This window comes from Flavobacterium piscisymbiosum (assembly GCF_020905295.1).
GTDB lineage: Bacteria > Bacteroidota > Bacteroidia > Flavobacteriales > Flavobacteriaceae > Flavobacterium > Flavobacterium piscisymbiosum.
Genome location: NZ_JAJJMM010000001.1, coordinates 3934653 through 3955421 on the forward strand (window position 1 = coordinate 3934653; position 20769 = coordinate 3955421).

The window sequence follows — 20769 nt, forward strand, 5'->3', positions numbered from 1 at the left end:
TCATTAATTTACAATATCATTTAAAGCCTGAAATATATTCAATGGATATTCTGCAATTCTATTGCACAAATACAAATACCACTCTTTACCATAAACAAAATATAGTTTTGTAGGATATCCTTGTTCTTTTAAATTGATAAGTTGTTGTGTCTGAATTCCGTATAAACTTTCAAATTCGTATAAATCCTTGCTCGTTTTATAGTTTTCAACTAATGCAACAACTTCTTTCTGAATGAGATCATGATGGGTTGCAATAGCGCAACGGTGATTTCTGGACAATAATTGATCGATATAATACAAATAGCGTTCATCAAGAGCAGCTCCTCTTGGTATCGAAAAATTTTCAGGAGTTTCAAAAGCGCCCTTAACGATTCTGATTCTTCCGTTTTCTTTTATTAAATCCTCAAAATCATCTTTTGATCGGTGCAAATAAGCCTGAAGTGTGATTGATGTATTGGTAAAAGTTTTAGCAGCCGTTTTATAAATGTCGATAACCGAATCTGTTATTTCGATGTTTTCTGCACTAATCGTTACTTCGATATTCTTTTTTTCGGCTTCCTGGCATATAGAAGTCAAATTGTTAAGGCATAATTCGTTTGATATCTTTAAACCAATATGCGAAAGATCAAGAGAGATTGTCGAATTGAGTTGCTGTAATTTAATTTCCTGAGCGATTCTAATAAACTCATTAGTAGCTTCAGAAGCTTCTTTCTCTGTTAATGTATTTTCACCCATAAATTCCATAGAACATTTAAACTCCTGTTTATTTTGTTCTTTGACTTTGATAATGGTTTCTTCGAGAGTTTCACCTCCAATATAGCGATCTGCCGCTTTTTTCATGGTTTTAAACAGCACTTCATTAGATAAAATATAATCTTTTGCCTGTTCATTCAAAGCCGCTTTTCGTAAAGCATTGGCTCCCATTAAAAGTAAATCTTTTTCCATTTTTATTGAATAATTTGTTTTTGATGATTAATTAAAACCCCATATCAAAACTTGTTTGATAAAGTGTTGAGGTAGCTTAAGATTTTACTTTCGCTTTTCTGTAATACGCCTAAAGAAGTGTCCGGAAATAAGGATACCATACTAAAATTAGGGATATAAATATATCATTTATTATGGGAAATACAGGTATAAAATCAGTCTATTCAATAAGATTTTTACAAAAGTGTATTGCAGGCTTATTTAAGATATATTCTAAATCTAATAAAGGATTGAATATAAAGGAGTAAGGATTGTTCTTTGGTTTTGAATAAAAACTCCAATACTTTAAAATAGTTTAAAACCCAGAAGTGTAATACTTCGTAAGTACGGTAAAAATGGATAATATTGGAAGTATGGAGGACAAATATCAGAAAATGATGGACGAGGAAAACGAAAGATTAAATGAAAGAATCGCTAAAATCGAGCGTCATCATGATCGTGTCAGGCTCAATTTACTTAGCGTGGCGCCAATCATTATAGGAGTTACCATCTATTTTTGCTATATCTTAACCCGTTGGGTGTAATTAGTAAAAAATCATTTAGCAGATAGACGTGATCCCGTTCCTTCGTTCAATTTATTTGCTTTTTGTTCCATCGAAACATCTCATCGATAGCCCTTAATCAGGAAAGTAATTATAAAATCCGTTTTTATTAGCGTTTTCGCTTTAGCGAATCAGTAAAATCAGCGTCTAATTTGACGCGGATAAAACAGATTTACTTCGTAAAAACGCGGATAAAAACGGATTTGATTTGCAATAATTTTATTTTGTAAAAGATTAACTTGATAGCATTGCCAACGGGACGATATTCTCACGATTCACTCAAACGTCCCTATGTTCAATGTTATTAAGTTATGCTTTAAACACAATCCCTTTGTGATCTTAGAGCAAAGCGTAATTCACAAAACTTTGCGAACTTTGCGTAATTCTTTGCGAACCTTGCGGTAAAATTTTCTTTGTCGGGTTAATTATGGGCTTGCTAATATTTATTCTTTGTACAAAATAATAGTAGCTTTATATCCTGTACCAACATTCCATTGGCTGGCCTGAATAACAGCTCCTTTGTCATCATAAACCTGAAATTCAGCTGTATTTGGTGAGGCTGAACCTTCGTTTAAGGCTTCAAAATCGATTTTATTGATTCCTTTTACCAAATTTATTTTAAAACCCTGAAAATCGCCATTTAAGATTACTTCGGTTTCAATAACTGTATCATTCAAATACACCTTGATTTTATCTCCATCTACAAAAGCCGCATCGCGATATCGAATGGTAGAAGTAGCTGTATTGGTTACAAAACCTCCTAAATATTCATTTCTTCTATAAAAGATCCCTTCTACATTTGCTTCGGGCTTGTACAGCGTATTGTTTTTATAAAGTTCATTCGGATCTATTTTTAAAACGGTTGATTCTTTTAAAGGCGGAGGGTCGTTTGGCGGAGTTTCCGTTGGCGGCAGCGGTTCTTTTATTTCAGAATTTTTAGCCGGAATTGGTTTGTATTTATCTTTTATTTCTTTTTGAGAATATCCTTGTAAAGAAATCCCCAATATAGTGACCAAAAACAATATTTTTTTCATAAATCTTAGATATATTAATAAGTATATACAAGTTAATCATTAAATTTTAAACCAATTAACTCTTATGTATTAAAACATTCAATTAACATATTTATTGCCTTTGTAATGTATTATTTGTGATGCCAGATTTTTTTTTATGAATGGTTAAATTAATTTTAGATATTGAATGTTGATTGAATTTAACAATGAAACAAATAGCAGGAAATACGATTGTTGTGATGAAAAAGAAGATGTAATCTAAAAAAAAATCCTGATTTTCTAAGTAAGTTGAAAATCAGGATTTTTTAGTTTTTAAAATTTTATTCCTTGAAAAATTTAAAGTTTTGAACCGGATTTCCCGAAGACGAAACTTTTACCATATAAACGCCTTTGCGTAAATTGTTTACAGGGATTTCTGAACTAATCATATCTTCGGCCAAAATAGTAGTTTTGGACACTTCTTTACCTGCAACATCATAAATAAAGATGTTAACAGGACCATTAATGGTTTTATCAAATCGTATTCTGAAATTGGTTGATGCAGGATTTGGATAAATGTAATTAGTAGCTGTTTTCCAATTGTATCCGGGTGCGCTCAATATCGATCCGTCATAGATAGCAAACAAAGCTGCATCAGCCTTTGGGAGTTGTACATTTAAAGTTCCTTGTGTAGAACTTAGTGTTCCTGAATATAACTCTTTTACGGTATAATTCCCGGATCCTAATCCTAAACGATTTAGACTTACATTGTTGGTTGTTGCAGAATTAGTATAATTAAATACAGCTACATAAGTGACGTTGTTATCTGTAGCCGAAAAAATGTTTGCTGCATTATAACCTGTATTCCCATCGGCAGGAATAAAATGCATATCAGCGCGGGCAACATTCATAACATCATTATTTTGTAAAAGATCCTGCGATTTAGCTTTCCAGGGGCCTGCAACAGAGAAATCGTCACCGCTTGTAATAGTTCCTGTAACGACACTACTTAGTAATCGTGCGCGATTTTCTCCGGCGGTAACATTGCCAAAAACAATATGGTCAGCATCTAAATAATCGTAAATCTGATTTTGCCACCAACCGTAAGTAGTACTATTAAGCGTATAATCTGTCTCGTTAATACTACTGTAAGCATCGCAGGCAATACGGCGGATATGCACATAAGGACCAGTGGCCAAATTGGGCGATATTGCCGCCTGAACCAGCATTTTTCCGTCGATTTCATCTATCAAAAATTTCATTCCTTCCTGATAAGCTTCCATACCGGTATGCAGTTGATTATTTGCAAAACTATCCGCTTCGATACTGGCATGTGTCAAAAAGTCGATTTTTATCATTTCGAATCCGGCAGTTTTAAAACGGTTCATAAAATATTTTATTCTTGCCTTAGTCCCCGGACTTGTAGGATCCATGGCATAAGCTCCGTCAAGCTCAAGCGGATTTCCGTTTACTTTTGTCCAGCATTGATCGTAGTTATAAGAACTTCCTTCGACCTGACGATTGTATTTGCCCCAATCTACAAAAGGTGCCCAATAAATTCCTGCTTTAAAGCCTTTGCTTTTTGCATAAGTAACAAATTGAGCCAACTCTGCATCGCTCATATTATCCCAATACGAATCCAGGTCAATGAATAGCGTATTGTCTTCGGTTTTGTAGGCTGGACAGTCGTCATGAAAAAAGTCGACAACTGCCTTAACTTTCGTTAAATTAATGTTGGTTTGCATCGCGCCCCAACTATTCCAGCCAATAGGTTTAGGAGCCGTCCAGTCGAAAATATATTTGGGTTGCATGGCAGCATTGGCTTGTGCAAATTCTTCGAAACCAGTTCGCCAATCGTCATTAGAACTTATTAAAACTTTAGGCGAAGCGCAACTGTTTTGTCCAACATTTACCCAGCCGTGACCACGTTTATCCCTGGTAATATTTTCTTTTGTCCATCCTGCAATAACCGAAACATAGGCTGACGAAGATCCTCCACCAGATACGGTAATTCCGGTTTTCCATTTGGTGTGTTCTACAGAACCAATTAGCAAGCCTTTACGATTGGTATTGTTGTAAATATTAGTCACCTCAGATGCCGTAAAGTCGGCCGAGTTAAGAGGTTGTGCATCGTAGCGAATCCATGCGTCATTATCGTAAGGAACAAATACGGCTCTGGTATCTCCGCTGCCAAAATTTGGTGTAACCTGATAACTGGTCAAAGGCGACATTTTGTAACTATTCGAGCCATTTCCGGTGAGGACAACTTGTACGGCCAAATAGTTTTTATTAGAATAAGTATAAAAAACTTGCTGCATACCCAACGAATAATTTCCACTTAAAGTGAAAATATGTTTGGTACCGCTGCCAATGTTATCCGTAAAGGTTTCTGAAGTATAAACAGCCGATGCAAAATTACTGCTTGTATATTGCTGATCACTAAAGGCATAAGCTGAGGCATTTGTAATAGCCGTGGCTCCATTGAATTTTATAGTATAGGTTTTATTGGTTAAGTTGTACACGATACTATTGTTTGAACCAAAAGCAATGGTTTGAAGTGTAGGCGAAGCTAGCGGAGTTAACACAAATTTGTCCAGATTAGGTGCCCATGAACTCGTATTGTCCAAAAGCAGGGTAGTGGTTCCGCTATTCAGATATACACTTACGTTTTTAGCAGCAGCGGTGCTCCATCCTCCGCTGGGTTCGCACGGAATTGCTATTGTTGTAGCTGAACCGGCAGTTAATTTAATGGTTCGCGGATCGCCTGTACAATAAAATAACTGGAGATTGTACCAGCCTGTTGCCGCTACAGTAACGTTTACCGAAACACTGCTATTACCTCCTAAATTACCAACGATTTTGCCTGAACATGAATCACAATTTTGGATGTCTGCATTGTTGGTGCGCGTTCCATTTTCGAATTCATAGGTTTGCGCAGAGCTGTATATTGCCAATAATAGCAATATTGTGGTGAGGAAGACTTTAAATGATAATTTTTCTTTTGTAATTTTTTCTTGCATAATAAATCATTTTAATTAGTTAAGATGCAGTACTATACTATACTGTGCTACAATGATAAGAAAAATATTAATATAATGTTAAAGAATAAGTGATTTTAATTATTTAGGATGGGTTTGTTTGGGATTTAAGGCTATAATTTGCTGATATTTTAACGAAAATAAAATTGTGATATCAGCAATACAATATGCAAAACATCCAGAAATTAGTCAGGATGATCGCTTATTATTGAGATCTAAAGACAGAAGTTTTCTGTTGTAATCAGTTGATACAACGATAAAATTTTAGTTTAAACTTTATCAGGTTTTGGATTAGATCTTTTAAAATTACCAAATACGTACGCGTTCCTCAGGAGATAAGTAGAGTTTGTCTTCTGGTTTTACATTGAAAGCTTTGTACCATTCATCAATATTGCGAACAACACCATTTACACGAAAATCTGCAGGAGCATGATAATCTCGTGATAATGTCATGCGGTACATTTCGGGAGTATAAAGACTGCGATTCGTTTGGGCAAAAGATAAAAAATAGCGTTGATCATCTGTAAAATTATTTAAAACCAACGGAATATTTTGATGATCAGCACGGTATAATTGGGAAGCTTCATAAGCAACAACTACGCCGGTTAGATCGCCAATGTTTTCTCCAAGCGTTTGTTTTCCGTTTACATGTGTTCCATCTGATGAAAAGGTATCGTATTGCTCAACAAGTTGTTTGGTACGTTCTTCAAATGATTTTCGGGTTTGAGGAGTCCACCAGTCACGGATTAAACCATTGCTATCAAACTTTGAGCCTTCATCATCAAAACAATGCCCCAACTCATGTCCGATAATTGCGCCTATTGCGCCAAAGTTTACCGCCGGATCAGCAAACGGATCAAAAAAAGGAGCCTGCAATATACCTGCCGGAAATTCAATAGAATTATATAATTTACTGCTTGTTGCATCTACAGTTTGCGGAACCTGATACCAATTTTTACTTGTATAAACCTTTTGAAGCAACGACCGTTCATTATCCCAATTTGATTTTGCAATAAGCTGCTCATTGCCAACAGGATTCTTAGGGTCAAATTTCATTGAAGAATAATCACGCCAGGTTTCGGGATATCCTATTCTCACCGTCACAGCTTCCAGTTTGGCTATTGCCTCTTTTCTGCTGCTATCATCCAGCCAATTCAGTTTTTGCAATCGAATAGAGAATGCTCTTTTGATGTAATCTACCAGATCTTTAATGTTTTTAAGGTATTCAGTAGGAAAATATTTTTCGACATAAAGTTTGCCAACAGCTTGTCCTAAACGATTGTTTACATATAAAATTGATTTTTTTTCTCTTAAAACATCATTCTTAATTCCGTTTAAAGTACTGGAGTAAAAATCAAACTGATTCTTGCGAAACTTCTCTGGTAATACCGTAGAATGATTTACGATCCAGTGAAATGCAATATAAGATGACCAAATGGCTATTGATGTATTTTCAAATAATGCAGCTTTTGCCTTTATTGCAGAGTCGGCTTGTAATATTACTTCGTTTACATGATCTACTTGTCTGCTGGCCAAAAAAACTTTCCAGGGAAAACCGGGAGCGTAAGCAGAGAGTTCTGAAACAGAAAGCAGACGTGAATTAATCTTACTGTCACGCATTTGCGCAGGCGTCCATTGTACCGCTGCTAATTTTGTTTCAAGTTCCAATATATCATTAGCGCGTTGCTCAGCGTTAGAGATACCGGCAAGTTCAAAAGTGCGTACAATATGTTCTTTATACGCTTTGCGATAACCGGGATAAAGACCATCTTGTTTTTCGTAATATTCTGGTGAGGGTAAACCTATGCCGCTCTCGCCAAGTGCAACAAGAAATCGGCTTCTATCATTAATATCCGGGGCAGTGTGAATAGAGATGATCGAAAAAGATTTTGGATTGGCCATCCATTTTGCAACACCTTCATAACTGTTTAAGGCAAGTATTTGTTTTAAATCCTGCTGAATTGGTTTTAATCCCAGTTTTTCGATATTATCGGTATCAATATAACCCAGATAAAGTGCTCCAACTTGTTTTAGCGTTCCTTTGCTGGTATTGATTTTGTCAGCACCGTCATGAATAATATGCGCTATTCTTTCGTCAATTCTATTTTTAGCTTCACTATAATTACTAAATCCCGAAGAACCTGCCGGAATGGTTTTCGACTCCAGCCATCCTTCATTAACATATTTATAAAAATCATTGCCCGGCACTATTTCCTTACTGATAAATTGAGTTTCAATTCCCCAATCTCCAAAGGTTGCTTTGCCAATAGTAGAAGCAACTGTTTGTGCTTTTAGATTATTAGAACTAAAAAATAGTAACACAATTATACCCAATCGTGCGATTATTTTTGCAATCATATTTTTTTGTGATGCAAACAGTACAGGCAATTTTGAAAATATGGTTTTGAAATTCATTTTAATGTTTTTATATGCGCCAAAGCTAGGTTTCGAAATTGAATTATAATTGTATAAATGCGAATTGAAAAGTATTTTTTAGGGTAATCTTAGACTGTAATTTAATGATATTAAAAGGTTACACGAGTTAATAATCACAAACAAACGTTTCATATTCATATATGGGATCAGGGAATCATAAATTATGGGACAGGATTTATTTTTAGAAATTATTTGATTGAATTTTCTGAAATAGCAAAACAATACGAAGCCTTAAAACTGAAACTTGCGCAGGAATTTCAATACGATCGGGTAGGATATAGAGTTGCCAAAACAGATTTTGTAGTCAAAATTACTGAAGAAGCTAAGAACTATTACCTCAGTAAATAGTTTGTATCATCGATATTGTAAAGTAATTTAATAATAAGCATTTTGGGTCTTTTTACAATAAAGACACAAAGTTAGCGGCGATGTTACAGTAAAATAGGAAAAAGGGGAAAAAGGGAACAAAATGTACTTTTTGAATTAAAATAATTTAGTTAAAAAAAGTCACATGTTATTTTTGTCTTTTTGAAGATTTTTGAGTTTCTCGAGGATATAATTCCAGTGTTGGTTTTCAGGATCCAGTTCGCGCGCTTTTTCAAAATAAGAAATCGCTGTTTTTGGATTCTTGTTTCGTTTGTAAATTTCACCCAGGCTTTCATAAACAAGCGTTGAATTGGGATATTCCTGCACATTGAGTTTCAGGAGTTTTATAGCTTCTTTTATTTTTCCTTCTTTTCTCAATTCATTCCCTAAGTAATCCAATTGATTTTCATTAAAAATAAATAATGCGTTTTTCGAAGCTTTAAGTTTTTGATATAAAGCAATGGCAGCATCTGTTCCTTTAGTTTTATTGGTTGTTCTAAGGGTATCCAGCAATGTCCAAGGGTATTTATAAGAGTCTATTGTATGAGTAGCATCCATAATATGCCAGCCAATATCTGAAACTGAATTTTGAGAATTGGACAAAACAACAACGCCAATTTTATTTTTTTTGTCGATTCCTAAAAAGGAAGAATATCCGGGCATTCCGCCATCTTTAAACAGATAACTTTTTCCGTTTTCATCTACAAGAGTCCAGCCCATTGTGGTAAACGTATCGTTTCCGTCTTTTTTTGCCTGCATGACATGGGTGAGTTCCATAGCAGGGGATAAATTTGTTTTGATGCTGCCTATATTGGCTTCTGCAAAAGTCAGAAGATCATTTACGTTGGAACGAATGGATCCGCCGGGACCAATAGCGCCTAAATCAGTTAAACCCACAACCGCTCCGGTTTCTGCATGTCCTACCGCCAAATTTGATTTTTGTTTTTTCGTTAATGAAATAACCGTGTTGTTGAGGTTTAAGGGTTTAAAAATGTCTTCTTGTATTAAAGTCTCGAAATCCTTTTTTGCAACCAATGTCAATATATTACCCAATAATCCGTAAGCAACGTTTGAATACCGCCACTTTGAATCAATATCAAAAGCAGGTTCAAAGTGAGATACATATTCGTACAGCTTTTCTACAGTATAATCTGCATAAGGTTCGTCTAAATTTTTTGGATCAACATTATAAGGAAACCGGGGCATTCCGGATCTGTGTGTTGATAAACTCAGCAATGAAATTTCTTTTCCGTTTCTAATAGGTGTTTTTACTGTTTTAGGAAGAAACTTAGAGATAGGATCATTAAGATTGAGTTCTTGTTTTAAACTCATATCTGCCAATACCAGCGAAGTAAAAACTTTTGTAATAGATCCAATTTCGTAAATAGTATTGCCATCAGGCAAAGCGGTATTGCTGTCACTTATTTTTCCTTCTGCAAATATTTGCCTGCCATTAGTATTTACAATTCCAACAATAATACTTTTGCTTCTTTTGTTGGCAACTTCCCGCTTAATGATTGCCTTTATACTGTCTGTTGGTATTTGACTAAAAACAGAAGGAGTTGCTGTAAATAAGAAAATAAGGACCGCATATTTTTTCATTTACAGACTATTTACTTTTTTTTAAAGCATCGATAAGTTCTATCATATCAACTATTGCATAAGTAGAAGAATAATCAGATACTGCGTAAGGTAATATCAGGCTATTGTTATGAATAATGGCACCGCAGGAATAAACAACGTTAGGAACATATCCTTCTCGTTCGTCCTCAAGTGGTGAAAGCAACGGTTCTTTTAGTCGGCCAATTTCTTTGGATGGATCATCAAGGTCAAATAACGACGCACCAATACAGTAACGTCTCATTGTGCCAACACCATGGGTAATAACGAGCCAGCCTTCTGTGGTCCAGAGCGGAGATCCGCAATTCCCTATTTGTGTAAACTCCCAAGTATAACGAGGTTCCTGAAGAAGAAGAGGAGTATTCCATTGCGTCACCCGGTCAGAATACATAATATAATTGTTTACACCATCAATTCGGGCTAGCATGGCGTATTTGCCTTTTATTTTTCTTGGAAACAAGGCAAGGTTTTTATTTTGAGCTCCAATACCGTGTAAAGGCATTACTCTAAAGGTGTAAAAATCTTCTGTAGAAATAAGTTTAGGCAATATGGCATGACCATTATAAGCTGTATAAGTAGCCATAACACGGCTTGATCCGTCTTCATCATCAAAGCGTACAAAACGGGCATCCTCGATACCGCGGCTTTCAGAATCTGATATGGGGAAAATCACACGCTCTGTAATATCAGAATCGTGCTTGAATTGCAAATCATAAAACGAATCGGCGAGCCAGATTATTTCTTCGAGCGCTGTTCTTCTTTCCTGACGAATAGAGGGATCGCTTAAAGCCGTAGTGACCATACTTTTTAATATAGCAAATTCGAACTCATCAGGCAAATCCTGCATAATTTGTGCGATGTATTTGTCCTGCGTATGCATTTCAGACAGTTTGAGTAAAAACCGTTCTTTATTGAATAAAGTCTTGTGTTCAATTTCGGCCTTATCTATATTATGACCAATTTTCATTACCTGAAGATTGTTGTCTTTATCGAGAATTCCTCTTCTAAAAACGATAGATGAAATATGACCTTCTCCGGTTGCACGAAAAGAAATTATAACACGTTTTTCGCCTGCTTCAAGACCTGACTGATCAAAATCTTCTACAATCGAAGGATTAAAAATGGCTGCAGATTCTATCGCATATTCCATCGTGCAGTAAGAGCCAATAAGCATTTTTCGATCAAGTGACATTGCTTCATAATCAATTTGCATGGCCTCGATTACAGGTTTTATTTTTTCGCAATGTCTAAAAAATATGGCAGATATATTTCGATGGCGTCTGGCAAACTCGCGAAGTGTTTGTTCGAGGGTTTCCAGTACTTGTTTTTCATCGAGCATCATGATCCGACCCACCATTTGTTTTGTTCGTTCATCGCCATTTACAAAATATCGGGCAACAACTCTTCTGGAATCTGGGGTAAATTTTATATTTTTTCGGATGACCGGTACTCGCATAGTTTTATTTTTTAATTATCATAAAAATAAGCTCATTCTTCGTTTATTTGAAAAAATCACTTCATTGTCGCTGCATCAATTTATTTCGTTAAATGTAGAATTACAGCTGTTTAAACAGTAAAAAACACCTAAGCTTATTACTAATTTATATACAAGTTAGTGATTTTTGTTATTGAAAAAAAAACTTTTTGCATTTCGTTTTATAAACAATTGATAATTTTAAATTTCAAAATACGAATGGTATTGGTGTTTTTAAGTGCATAACATACGCTATGGAGAGTATTATAATATATGCAGTGGGGTATAATTATTAAAAAATCATTTAGCAGGTAGTTCTGAATACCATTCCTATGTTCAATTTATTTGCTTTTTGTTCCATCGGAACATTTTATCGGTAGCCCAATAAATGCGGTATTTTTTACGTTTCGTAGGAACGTTTGATTTAATCGCAAAAACATACATTTACATTAGTACACAATTTTTTTAAACGTCCCTGCGTGCAATGTCATTAAGTTAAGCTTTTAGAAAATAAATTATTGCAAATAAAATCCGTTTTTATGCGCATTTTTACGAAGTAAATCTGTTTTATCCACGTCAAAATTATCCGCTGATTTTAGTGATTCGCTAAAGACAGTGTCCGTATCCCGATACGTCAGAAAGGGATCAAAATTATGTGTCAAAACTAATTTGACTCAACGTATTATACTAAATTATTTATTAGTAATCCAGCCACAATTTAAAAGAAGGGGCTTTTGTTCTGCTCACAATAATATCATCATCCTTGCTATGCTTGATTTTGAGTTTTAATTTTCCATTAAAAAAATTATTCACATTCTCAATCGAATTAACATGTATAATATACTGTCGATTTGCCCTAAAGAAATTTTGAGGGTCCAACTCCTGTTCCAGGTTTTCTAATGTTTGTGATACTACAACTTCTTCTCCATTAAACAGTTTTGCATAATTAATATTCATATTTGAATAAAAATAGGCAACATCTTCAGTATTTATTTTCCTGTAACCATCACGATACGGAATAAGAAAGCGTTTACGGTATTCTTTGGGGTGTATATAAGCAAGCAGTTCTTCGATTTTGGGTTGCTGGCTGGTTGAATGCTGTACAGAATTTTCAAATTTGATGATAGCGGCTTCAAGTTCATTCTTTTCAATTGGTTTAAGTAAATAATCTATACTGTTGTATTTGAATGCTTTAATGGCATATTCGTCATAAGCTGTGGTAAATATAACCGGGCAGGTAACATCAGCAAGATTGAAGATTTCGAAGCACAAACCATCTGCTAACTGAATATCCATCATAATTAGGTCCGGACAATGGTTCTCTGATAACCACGATACCGTTTTTTTAACACTTGCCAGAACGTCGACAATTTCTACATGTGGACGTATTTTAAGGATTAGACGCTTTATTCTTTCTGAGTTTAATTTTTCGTCCTCAAGAATCAGTATTTTTTTTATAGTATTCATTTGATAAGGGGGACTTTTACAGTAAAAGTTTCATTGTTTTCTTCTACAAAAACTTCTCGATCACTTAATAATGCATAGCGACTGATAATGTTTTTTAAACCAATTCCTGTAGAAGGCGCTTTTTTGATCAGCGGCAGGAGATTATTAGAAACTATTAATTCATCATTTTCATTAGAATAAACCTGAACAATCAGAGGATTTTCTTCTTCTGTACGATTGTGTTTTAAGGCATTTTCGATAAAAAGCTGCAGTGTAATAGGAGGAATCGACATATTAAGTTTTGATGGATCAATGTCGATCTTGAAATCACATCCATCGCCAATTCTATTTTTTATCAAAAAGAGATAGGCATCTAGAAATTCGAGTTCTTCTTTCAGGAGTACCAAAGGTTTTTTGGAATTAACTAATAAATAACGGTACACTTTAGCGAAATTTTCTGTAAAATCATATCCCAGTTGCTGGTCTTTTAGTATCAACTCTGAAAGAACGCTAAGATTATTAAAAACAAAATGAGGATCAAGCTGTAGTTTAAGCGATTGTAACTCTATTTCGGCCAATAATTGTTTGTTTTCGGCAGCATTAATTTTGTATTGTGCGGCTTTTATGTTGGCATTTTTCCAATTTCTCAACAAAAAATCACCTGTATTTAAAGCACTGACCATTAATGACCAAAGAATGATCGAAATCATAATATATAATGCCTGCCTAAGCCCCACGTTTGCATGTGGCGTAACCGTAGGCCTTCCTAATGCGTAGTAAATAATAGCTAATGCGACAATAATAAGTATGGCGCCTAAAATTTGAAATAATATCTGAATCAATAAACGCCTTATAGGATGTATCATCCAGGATATTTTTTTATCTAAAAGTCTGTCAATAAAAAGACTTAACATTAAGAGCGCAACACAAAAAAGAAGATTTGATGATATATCTATAATAAGGTTGGGATAGGGCAGGTTCACATAATCATTCCAGTACGAAGTAGGATATATGATAAATATGCTTGCATAAGAGCCTATAAATACAAACGTAATTAGCAATACAGTTTTTAGTTTACTCTTTCTTACCGTTGTTTCTTCTGTATGATTCACAAAATTGTTTTTTATGGGATGCTAAATATCGATTCGATTCATTTTGGTGGGTACAAATAAAAGAATTTTGAAGCAGTTTTGACTCAAATAATCGAAGTATTTATAATATGCTTGTTTTCTTAAACGCTTGCTATATAAGCGATTTCTGCTAAAAATAGATATAGAAAATCAATTCAATAGTCTAAAACGACAATTCACCGGATAGATTCGTTGCTTCACTAAATAAATTTCATGTAAAAGTGATGTGAGGAATAATTTTGCGCCATCATAATAACAATTAATAGATCTAAAAATGAAAAAAACAAAGCTAATGGCAAGTACGAATTTCGATACATTTAAAACAACTTGCTCACTTCAAAATTATAGAATGACTACCTTAATTCTTTTTCTTACGATGCTTTTTGCATCTACTATTTCTGCACAGAAATCAAAAATATCAGATGTATTTTTTAAATATGGTATCGATTCTAGTGTCCTTAATCCTGAAAAAACAAAACGACCTGATAATTTTGCATTCGATTTTAAACAAACCGTGATAACAAGCGCGAGTGAGGCGGTTACAATTGCGAAATTCGATCCTTCAAATTCAGACACTGAACGCTGGACGGTTGTTTCTATCGACGGAAAATCACCTTCTAAATCTGCAACAAACTCTTTTAGAAAGAACCAAAACAAACCTTCGCCAGCTTTACAAGCAGATGATGCCAGTTATAAAATTGAGAAAGAATCTGCAGACCAATTGGTTATCAGTTACAAGGTCGATCCTTCTTCTCTTACGAAAGAAAATAGTTTTATAAAAGATTGTAGATTTTATATGGTCATTAATTTAAAATCAAAAAAACTGGACCAAATACAAACGCTAAACGAAAAGCCGGTAAAAATCAATATTCTTACTGCTGATAAGTTTGATCTTGTGGTAAAATACAAATGGGATGAACAGTCAAGACAATACCTTCCTATAAATGAAAAACTTCATATGGAGGCCAAATTCATCGGACAGGCTACGAATGTAGAAACGATTACAGAATACTCCAATTACATTAAAAAATAAATACTAAATATTGGTAAAACGGCGGGATATTTCACCTGCCGTTTGTTTAAAAAATTAAATTAAAAATAGAAAAAATATGAAAAAAATAATTGCTGCAGCAACTTTGTTTATGTCTGTGTTGGGTTATGGTCAGGTACATCTTGGGGCAAAAGCCGGTGTTAATATGAATAAGCTGGATGGTAAAAATTTTAATAGTGATTTTGAATTAGGTTATCAGCTGGGTGGTTTTGCTTATTATAATTTTAGTGATTTTTTAGGTATTCAGGGAGAAGTATTATTCAATCAGACGAATACTAAAATCACGGATAATTACAGAGATATTTTTGATAATGCTTTCAAAAAAAACAAAACTCTTAATTACATAAGTGTGCCCGTTTTACTTCGTTTAAATAGCGAGGGATTGATAACTGTTGTGGCAGGACCTCAATTTAGTTTTCTGGCAAGTGGCAACGAAAGCGTTCTGGAGAACGGTAAAAAACTGTTCAAAAAAACCGATTTTTCGTTTATTGCCGGAGCCGAAGTTAATATCAGGCCATTAACTATTTACGCAAGATATGTATGGGGATTTTCAGATGTAAGCGATTTTGGCGCAAAAGCCAATAGTCAGCAAATTCAGGCTGGATTGGGTCTTCGTTTGTTTTAATGAGACATTATGAACAGTTGGAAAATAATAAAAGGATTACTTTTTACTATAATAATCTTGTTTTTAACCTTATGCTTTCTGATAAGTAAAGGCCTAAGTTTTATTCTGAAAGCGCGAACTGCATTAAATGAGAATATAACGGTCAGGTTTGATAGTAAAAATGATAATCTGCCGAGGTAAAAATCAGAATTAATTATTCTGATACTTAAATAATAAAAGCTCTAAAGTCATTTGATTTTAGAGCTTTTTTATCAAAATTCAAATCCATTCTCCTGCAATGCTATAATCATTTGGCAAGTAGGTAAGGTATTGCACCATTCTTGGCTTTTCTCCTTTGTTTGGTGTTGCACAATGGGGCAATCTGTTATCCCAGATTATAAAATCGCCAGCATTACCAATTATGGGTTTTGGTTCTAATGTTTTAATCGCTTTTTCCCTGGGATTCTCAGTGGCATCGAGATTGTTGAGCCAATGACTTATTGTGTTATGAAATCCCGGAACACAATGAAAGGCACCATCATTACTACCACAATCACTAAGATAAAGCAGACCCTGAAGCCCAAATTTGATAGGTTGTTTTAAGCTGGTATCCCAATGAAGCGGACTTCCTAAAAAAGTAAAATCATTAGTTTCAGGAGGATTAAAGCTTACTTTATCAATTGTTTTATAGATATTGGTTGTATTGTAAAGTTGTTCGTATGCTTTTTTTATTCTGGGTGAAAATCTGTTTTTATTTAAAGTTTCATGATCCGAAAAATTAACCATCAATCCTTTTTGATCCGGATGTCTTTCGTACCAGCTTTCCTTTTTATCTGGATCCATTTTCAGGAAATTCCAAATTGCTTGTTGTGTAGCTTTGCAATCTTTTTTTGAAATTGCACCTTTTACAATTACATATCCATTTTTGTTCCAAAATTCGAGATCTTCTTCTGATAGAACGATATCTGTAAAATCTTCGTCTGTACTATTTTGGCTTTTCGTTCGATTATTGACCCAATTTTTAAAAGTTTCTAAATCAGGTTGTTCAAAGTATAAAAATTGAAGTGTATCTTCCATACCAATACCCAATTTGTATAAAACTTTAATTTCTTCGTTCCAGTTTTGATCTCTGTCTGCAGGAGATATGCTGGTTGGATCTACGGCACGTTTCCATAGGTTTTCAAGAATAATCCAGGACATAGTTTTTTTCGGTTTTATAGTTTTTTAATAAGGCCAATTAACATGCAAAGGCTTATTCATCCACGGATATTTTATAATTGAAAAAGCAAAAGGAGATCTGCTTATAAGCATATCATAAGCTCTTTTGTCGACTCTAAGTTCCCATTTTTTATCAAATTCTGTAAGGATTCCGTCCCGAACGAGCCAATTACCTCTAAAACCATCTATAGACGAGTCACCAATTTCAGACCAATAAGAAATAGCAGCGTTTATCAAACCTTCAATAAGGCTTCGATCTTCAGGAGAAATTTCAATTGTATCAGGAACATTATCGGTAAGTGATAAACCGCAAAGTATTTTGTTTAGTGGTAAATAAATTTGATCTGTTTCAGTTAGTCCGGTAACAACATATTGCAAATATTGAACAGCTTTCTTTTGATTTTTGATACTGCTAAAACGGTTATCCTCAACAAATTTAAGCCGTTCAAACAGCATAATGATATAGTCATTTAAAAGAACAATTCCTGCATTTCTAACCGGGATTCCTTCTTTAATTGGAGTTGCACGATTTTTTAATTCTTTTGACGGTCGGTATTCAGGAGGTGTTCCCATTTTGATGATATTAGTTATGAATACTAAGGCAAGATAAAAATAAAGATATTTTACTGATTGGTGTATAGGTATTTATACCTGATCTGGTTTTTAAATAAAGGCATGGTTTCGTAAAGTATACGTAACAATATTGTTTACATTTTCATGCGTATTATTATACTTTTTGTCTTCGAATTCGAAATTCAGTTTTTTTAGAATCGCTACAGAATTAATATTATCAGATGACGGAAATGCCGTAATTATCTTTGCTTTTATTTCTTCAAACGTATGTGCTGTAACTGCTTTGAGGGCTTCGGTCATAATTCCTTTTCCTTGAAATTCGGGTAACATTTCATATCCAATTTCAACGATTTCATTTTCGATATCAAAATTTCACAAACAAACAGATCCAATTAAATCATTGTTTTCTTTTAATCGAATGATCCAATAAAGCCCTTCATTTTTTTCGACTAAATTTTGAATTTTTAGAATAAACTCCTGTGCTTTTTCTAATGTTGATGAATTATCCCGGCCAACAAATTGATTTACAACTTCATCAGAACGTAGTTTGTGAATTAACTCGGCATCAGTACTTTCGATATTTCTCAATATCAATCTCTCTGTTTGGAGCTGAGGGAAATTTTTAAAATCTAATACCATTTCTTACTCTTTAAAATTGTTAATCAATTCAATAAAACAGGCTTAATTCTCCTAACTTCTGGGTACAAATATTATAAATCAATTTAATACAAATTTGCTGCGGCCGTTCGCTATTGCTCGGGTCACTAAATTAGCCTCTTAAAATTTGTGCAAATTCGTGAAATTCGTGTTTGTGTCCAAAAGGTAGCTTAATTCTCTATTTTTTTTAGATGATGAAAGTTAAAAAATAAATAGCATACATTTGTTATGCTTCATAATTCATAAAGTAAATATTTTAAAATGTACGATATAATTTTCAAACATCTTGAAGAAAAAGTTTCTCTGAATCCTGCCGAAAAGGAACTGATAAAGACTTTCTTTAAACCCAAAAAAATAAAGAAAAAGCAATTTGTAGTGGTTGAAGGACATGTTTGTAATTACTTGACATTTGTTTCGAAAGGACTTTTAAAGTCTTATAATGTTGATGAAAAAGGCAATGAACATATTAATCAGTTTTCGCCCGAAGGCTGGTGGACATCAGACATGAGCAGTTTTTTTAGCGGTGGAATTTCTTTTTACAGCATTGATGCAATGGAAGATTCAGAAGTATTGCTCATTACCAGAGAAGATTTCGAAAACTTAACGCTACAAGTTCCGGTGATGGATCGGTATTTTCGATTGCTTTTTCAGAATAGTTTAATTACAAAAGAAAGAAGATTAATAAGTTCACATACCCACACGGCAGAAGAAAAATACCGACATATTGTAGAAAACAACTCTGATTTGATCAAACGAATACCGCAAAATTTACTCGCTTCGTATCTTGGTCTTTCTCCTGAAACCCTGAGCCGACTTAAAAAGAATATCATTTTCGATCCCAAATAATTGATCTAGATCAAGCGAATTTCTTGTTTCAGGTCATCTTTCTGAGGAAGGTTGATGAAGTAATTTTGGAAAAAATAATTTACTTATGAAATCAATACAAGAAAAAGCCGAAAATATAGCCTTAGTTGTAGGAGCAACCGGAATTGCCGGAAGTAATCTTGCCACAAAACTTCTGGAAAAAGGATGGACCGTTTTTGGACTTTCCCGAAATCCGAAAAATGATATCGAAGGTTTACAATCTATTGCTGCCGATTTACTAAATACGGAATCATTAATTTCCGCTTTAAGCGAAATTGCCCCAACTCATGTTTTTTTTACAACTTGGATGCGAAATGATACTGAAGATGAAAATATCAGGGTAAATAGCGCTATGGTTCGAAATTTATTAAACGTATTATCTCCTAAAAAATCGATTCAGCATGTTTCGTTAGTTACGGGATTAAAACATTATTTAGGACCATTTGATGCTTATGCTACAACGGGCACTTTACCGGAAACGCCATTAAGAGAAGAACAACCAAGATTAGACCTGCCTAATTTTTATTACGCACAGGAAGACGAGGTGTATGAAGCTGCAAAAAGAGATGGTTTTAGCTGGAACATACACAGACCGCACACGCTAATTGGTAAAACGATTGGCAATGCCATGAATATGGGAACCACTTTGGCTGTTTACGCCAGTATTTGCAAAAAAGAAGGAACGCCGTTTATCTGGCCGGGTTCTGAGGCACAATGGAATGGAGTATCTGATGTTACGGATGCTAAAATTCTGGCCGATCAGATCATTTGGGCAGCAACAAGTACTGAAGCTCATAATGAAGCTTTTAATATCGCAAACGGAGATGTTTTTAGATGGAAATGGCTGTGGCCAAAAATAGCAGAATGGTTTGATATTGAATACGAAGGATACAGCGGAACGATACAGCCACTTGAAACTGTAATGAATGAAAAAGATGCGATCTGGAAAACCATTACAAATGAACATCAGCTCATAGAAGAGGATTTAAACCAATTGGCTTCTGCGTGGCATACAGATCTTGATTTATCGCGCCCTCTAGAAGTAATGACCGATATGTCAAGAAGCAGAAAACTTGGTTTTGCTACTTATAAAGATACGAAAGATTCGTTTTTTGAATTGTTTGCTCAGTTACGAAATGATCAAATAATACCTTAAATTAATTAGATAATTGGGTAATTAGAAAATTAGATAATTCCAACAACTATTATTACACTTTTTGATGCTTCATTAATATAAAAAAGGACGGTCTTTTAAAGATTGTCCTTTTTTTTATAATAAAATTAAATTTTAGGTGCTTATGAAACGTCGCCGGAGCGATCACTTCTGATTTTTTGACGGTGCTGAATTCCCCATCTTGTCATTGCGCCCACGAGTTCTTCGAGCGTATGACTATAAGGTAAAAGTTCATATTCTATTAGAACGGGATATCCTACAGATACTTTTTTAATGATAAAACCATTCAGTTCAAGTTCTTTGAGTTCACTGGATAAAACCCGCGCAGAAATTCCGGTAACTTGTCTTTGCAACTCACTAAACCTATTATTTCCTCTTGCCATAGCAATAATAATCATTAGTTTCCATTTGCCTCCAATAGCATACAAAGCATCACTTACTGCTGCCAGCATTGTAGTGCATTCTGAGGTAAATTCTTTAGTCATTTCTGGTTTTTCTATTTTATCTTTCATGTAGTGGTTTTAAAAAATTACCTAATAACCTTTTAGTAACTAGTAATAAAATGTAAGCAAATATAAATTAATTTTGAATCTGTAAATC

16 protein-coding genes and 2 pseudogenes are annotated in these 20769 nt (G+C 34.3%); 6 read left to right on the plus strand and 12 right to left on the minus strand.

Annotation, left to right across the window (positions count from 1 at the left end):
• Window positions 1-3 precede the first annotated feature (3 nt).
• Window positions 4-945 (minus strand): proline dehydrogenase family protein, encoded by a 942-nt coding sequence (locus LNP81_RS17010; RefSeq protein WP_230037884.1) that lies wholly within the window; start codon window positions 943-945, stop codon window positions 4-6.
• Window positions 946-1337: 392 nt separating this feature from the next.
• Here LNP81_RS17010 and LNP81_RS17015 point away from each other — a divergent pair, with 392 nt between their 5' ends.
• The gene (locus LNP81_RS17015; protein WP_230037886.1) at window positions 1338-1508 is read left to right on the plus strand and encodes a hypothetical protein; all 171 of its coding nucleotides are present in this window, start codon (window positions 1338-1340) and stop codon (window positions 1506-1508) included.
• Between the two features lie 461 nt (window positions 1509-1969).
• Here the strand turns inward: LNP81_RS17015 and LNP81_RS17020 are convergent, their stop codons facing one another.
• From LNP81_RS17020 to LNP81_RS17030, 3 genes are all read right to left on the minus strand, one after another.
• Window positions 1970-2560 carry a hypothetical protein gene (locus LNP81_RS17020; protein ID WP_230037888.1) on the minus strand — a complete coding sequence of 197 codons (591 nt, stop codon included), beginning with the start codon at window positions 2558-2560 and terminating at the stop codon, window positions 1970-1972.
• Between the two features lie 299 nt (window positions 2561-2859).
• The gene (locus LNP81_RS17025; protein WP_230037891.1) at window positions 2860-5538 is read right to left on the minus strand and encodes a T9SS type A sorting domain-containing protein; all 2679 of its coding nucleotides are present in this window, start codon (window positions 5536-5538) and stop codon (window positions 2860-2862) included.
• Between the two features lie 324 nt (window positions 5539-5862).
• The gene (locus LNP81_RS17030; RefSeq protein WP_230037893.1) at window positions 5863-7971 is read right to left on the minus strand and encodes a M13 family metallopeptidase; all 2109 of its coding nucleotides are present in this window, start codon (window positions 7969-7971) and stop codon (window positions 5863-5865) included.
• Between the two features lie 141 nt (window positions 7972-8112).
• On the opposite strand from LNP81_RS17030, the pseudogene LNP81_RS17035 reads away from it, so the two are divergent.
• Window positions 8113-8340, plus strand: a pseudogene (locus tag LNP81_RS17035) (GrpB family protein); the annotation flags it as partial.
• 159 nt (window positions 8341-8499) lie between these two features.
• On the opposite strand, the gene LNP81_RS17040 reads toward LNP81_RS17035, so the two are convergent.
• From LNP81_RS17040 to LNP81_RS27470, 4 genes are all read right to left on the minus strand, one after another.
• A complete protein-coding gene (locus LNP81_RS17040; RefSeq protein WP_230037895.1) occupies window positions 8500-9960 on the minus strand; it encodes a serine hydrolase in 1461 nt (486 codons plus the stop codon).
• A gap of 7 nt (window positions 9961-9967) precedes the next feature.
• A complete protein-coding gene (locus tag LNP81_RS17045) occupies window positions 9968-11434 on the minus strand; it encodes a glycoside hydrolase family 130 protein (RefSeq protein WP_230037897.1) in 1467 nt (488 codons plus the stop codon).
• A 717-nt stretch (window positions 11435-12151) separates the two neighbouring features.
• A complete protein-coding gene (locus LNP81_RS17050) occupies window positions 12152-12919 on the minus strand; it encodes a LytR/AlgR family response regulator transcription factor (protein ID WP_230037900.1) in 768 nt (255 codons plus the stop codon).
• Entirely contained in the window at window positions 12916-14010 is a 1095-nt protein-coding gene (locus tag LNP81_RS27470) for a sensor histidine kinase (RefSeq protein ID WP_230037902.1), read from the minus strand. The genes LNP81_RS17050 and LNP81_RS27470 overlap by 4 nt, the downstream gene beginning before the upstream one ends.
• A 292-nt stretch (window positions 14011-14302) precedes the next feature.
• On the opposite strand from LNP81_RS27470, the gene LNP81_RS17060 reads away from it, so the two are divergent.
• Together LNP81_RS17060 and LNP81_RS17065 are read left to right on the plus strand one after the other, a co-directional pair.
• A complete protein-coding gene (locus tag LNP81_RS17060; protein ID WP_230037904.1) occupies window positions 14303-15061 on the plus strand; it encodes a hypothetical protein in 759 nt (252 codons plus the stop codon).
• Window positions 15062-15137: 76 nt separating this feature from the next.
• On the plus strand, window positions 15138-15704 hold the full coding sequence (locus tag LNP81_RS17065) for a porin family protein (RefSeq protein ID WP_230037906.1): 567 nt from the start codon (window positions 15138-15140) through the stop codon (window positions 15702-15704).
• 258 nt (window positions 15705-15962) lie between these two features.
• On the opposite strand, the gene LNP81_RS17070 is transcribed toward LNP81_RS17065, so the two are convergent.
• The 3 genes and pseudogenes from LNP81_RS17070 to LNP81_RS17080 form a co-directional block, all read right to left on the minus strand.
• Window positions 15963-16883, minus strand: coding sequence for a phytanoyl-CoA dioxygenase family protein (locus LNP81_RS17070; RefSeq protein ID WP_230037909.1), 921 nt, complete (start codon window positions 16881-16883; stop codon window positions 15963-15965).
• 24 nt (window positions 16884-16907) lie between these two features.
• The gene (locus tag LNP81_RS17075; protein WP_230037911.1) at window positions 16908-17474 is read right to left on the minus strand and encodes a contractile injection system tape measure protein; all 567 of its coding nucleotides are present in this window, start codon (window positions 17472-17474) and stop codon (window positions 16908-16910) included.
• Window positions 17475-17564: 90 nt separating this feature from the next.
• Window positions 17565-18113 (minus strand): annotated as a pseudogene (locus LNP81_RS17080) (GNAT family N-acetyltransferase).
• Between the two features lie 279 nt (window positions 18114-18392).
• Between LNP81_RS17080 and LNP81_RS17085 the strand changes: the two are divergent.
• Together LNP81_RS17085 and LNP81_RS17090 are read left to right on the plus strand one after the other, a co-directional pair.
• Entirely contained in the window at window positions 18393-18977 is a 585-nt protein-coding gene (locus LNP81_RS17085) for a Crp/Fnr family transcriptional regulator (protein ID WP_230037913.1), read from the plus strand.
• A gap of 85 nt (window positions 18978-19062) precedes the next feature.
• Window positions 19063-20151: an SDR family oxidoreductase gene (locus tag LNP81_RS17090; protein ID WP_230037915.1), complete on the plus strand. Its 1089-nt coding sequence runs from the start codon at window positions 19063-19065 to the stop codon at window positions 20149-20151.
• Between the two features lie 140 nt (window positions 20152-20291).
• On the opposite strand, the gene LNP81_RS17095 is transcribed toward LNP81_RS17090, so the two are convergent.
• A complete protein-coding gene (locus LNP81_RS17095; RefSeq protein WP_230037917.1) occupies window positions 20292-20681 on the minus strand; it encodes a winged helix-turn-helix transcriptional regulator in 390 nt (129 codons plus the stop codon).
• Window positions 20682-20769: the final 88 nt, after the last annotated feature.